2 protein-coding genes are annotated in these 2155 nt (G+C 68.3%); both read left to right on the top strand.

Features of this window, described 5'->3' with window-relative positions; translation table 11 throughout:
• Nucleotides 1-236: PfkB family carbohydrate kinase (locus G3N62_RS35185; protein ID WP_241013298.1), on the top strand; the 236-nt coding region annotated here is incomplete at its 5' end.
• A 301-nt stretch (nucleotides 237-537) separates the two neighbouring features.
• On the top strand, nucleotides 538-2155 hold a 1618-nt coding region (locus G3N62_RS35180; protein ID WP_241013297.1), incomplete at its 3' end, for a methyl-accepting chemotaxis protein.

Raw genomic sequence — 2155 nt, 5'->3', positions numbered from 1 at the left:
CTCTTCGATGTATCGCCCGCCGCCGTCGTGTCGCGCGGCACTATCCGGCCCCGGTCGTGCAGGCCGTCGACACGACGGCGGCGGGCGATACCTTCATCGGCGGTTTTTCCGCACGGCTCGCGGCCGGCGCGGATGTCGATGCGGCCATCCGCTTCGCGCAACGCGCGGCGGCGCTGTCGGTCACGCGGGCGGGCGCGCAGCCGTCGATTCCGACGCGCGCCGAACTGGCCGACTAGGGCCGGATCGCCGGCTTCCGTTTCCCGATCTCGGCCGGCCGTCTCGTGCGACGGGCCAGCCGGCCGGTCGTGCTTGCGGCAACGTGCCCGCAGGTCGCCGGGCCTTCCCCCCATCCATTTCTCGAATTGGCCCGAATTTGCATCATTCGTTCAGCTATTTGTAATATACAGACGAATAATTCGAAAAAATCACGCCAAAACCATCAAGTTGTGCGTCGCGCAGTCGTAAATGCAACAAGTGAAGCAATGCTTCCAGCCAACGGGCCCGGCCCGTTCATGACGACGCAATACAGGATGGATGATGGTGTTCAGGAACCTGACGATTCGTGCGCGCATCGGTTTGACGATGGCGTTTCTGGCGATGCTGCTGGGCGTAACCGGCGTGCTCGGGCTGTACGGGATGACGCGTTCGAACGTGTCGACGCGCGAGATTTTCACGAACCAGATGCCGAGCGCGGTCGACGTGGCGGTCGCGGAAATGTTTTCGGCACGCGAACGGCTTGCACTCGACCGCGCGGCGCTGCTGGCCGGCACGCCCGAGTCGGCGGCCGCCGTCGAGCGCAGCCGCGCGATGCGCGCGCAGTCCGACGCATGGTGGCAGAAATACCTCGCGCTGCCGCGCGGCCCCGAGGAAGACCGGCTCGCGCAGGACGTCGCCGCGAAGCGCGTGGCGCTGCAGCGCGCCTGTGACGCGTTCGCGAGCCTGCTCGGGGCGGACCAGCGCGATCGCTTCGGCGACGGCGCCAAGCAGCTCCAGGCGCTCTATACCGACCTCTCGGTGGCCGGCGAAGCGCTGCGCAACTTCCAGTTCACCAATGCGCAAGTGCTCTTCGATCAAGCGGAATCGGTGTTCGACACGCTGCGCGTACTGTCGATCGTCGCGCTGCTGGCCGGTGTCGGCGCCGCACTGCTGTCATGGGTGGCGCTGAGCCGCGCGATCGGTCGCCCGATCGCCGACGCGCTGTCGCATTTCGACGCGATTTCCGCCGGCGACCTGCGCCGGCCGATCGTCGTGGAACGGCGCGACGAGATGGGCCAGCTTCTCGAAGGGCTCGCGAAGATGCAGCGCGGGCTGGTCGACACGGTGCGCACCGTGCGCGGCGGCAGCGAGTCGATCGCGACCGCGGCGCGCCAGATCGCGGCCGGCAACATCGATCTGTCGTCGCGCACCGAGGAGCAGGCCGCCGCGCTGCAGGAAACCGCGTCGAGCATGGAACAGCTGACCGGCACCGTGAAGCAGAACGCGGACAATGCGCGCCAGGCAAGCGCGCTGGCCGCGAATGCGTCGGAGATTGCAAACAAGGGCAATACGGTGGTCGGCCAGGTCGTCGGCACGATGGGCGAGATCAACGACAGCTCGGCGAAGATCGCCGACATCATCGCGATCATCGAGGGAATCGCGTTCCAGACCAACATTCTTGCGCTGAATGCGGCCGTCGAAGCCGCGCGTGCGGGCGAGGAGGGCCGCGGCTTCGCGGTCGTCGCCGGCGAGGTGCGCAGCCTCGCGCAACGCTCGTCGAGCGCGGCGAAGGAAATCAAGGCGCTGATCGACGCGTCGGTGGAGCGCATCCGCACCGGTTCGACGCTGGTCGACGAAGCCGGGCGCACGATGAGCGACGTGATCGGCGCGGTGCAGCGCGTGACCGACATCATGGGCGAGATCGCGGCGGCGTCGGAGGAGCAGAGCGGCGGGATCGACCAGGTCGCGCGCGCCGTGGCGCAGATGGACGAAGTCACGCAGCAGAATGCGGCGCTCGTCGAGGAAGCCGCCGCCGCCGCGCAGTCGCTCGACGAGCAGGCCGGGCGCCTGCGCGAAACGGCGGCGGTATTCCAGCTCGACGACGAAACGGCGCGCGCCGTCGCGCCGGTTGCGGCGCGTCGCGTGACGCACGTTCCGCGCTCGCCTTCCGCCGCGGTTG

The organism is Burkholderia sp. Tr-20355 (assembly GCF_017104685.1).
In the GTDB taxonomy this organism is placed as follows: Bacteria; Pseudomonadota; Gammaproteobacteria; order Burkholderiales; family Burkholderiaceae; genus Burkholderia; species Burkholderia seminalis.
Note: the sequence above shows the minus strand (reverse complement) of the source record. Positions and strands in the feature narration are given on the sequence as shown.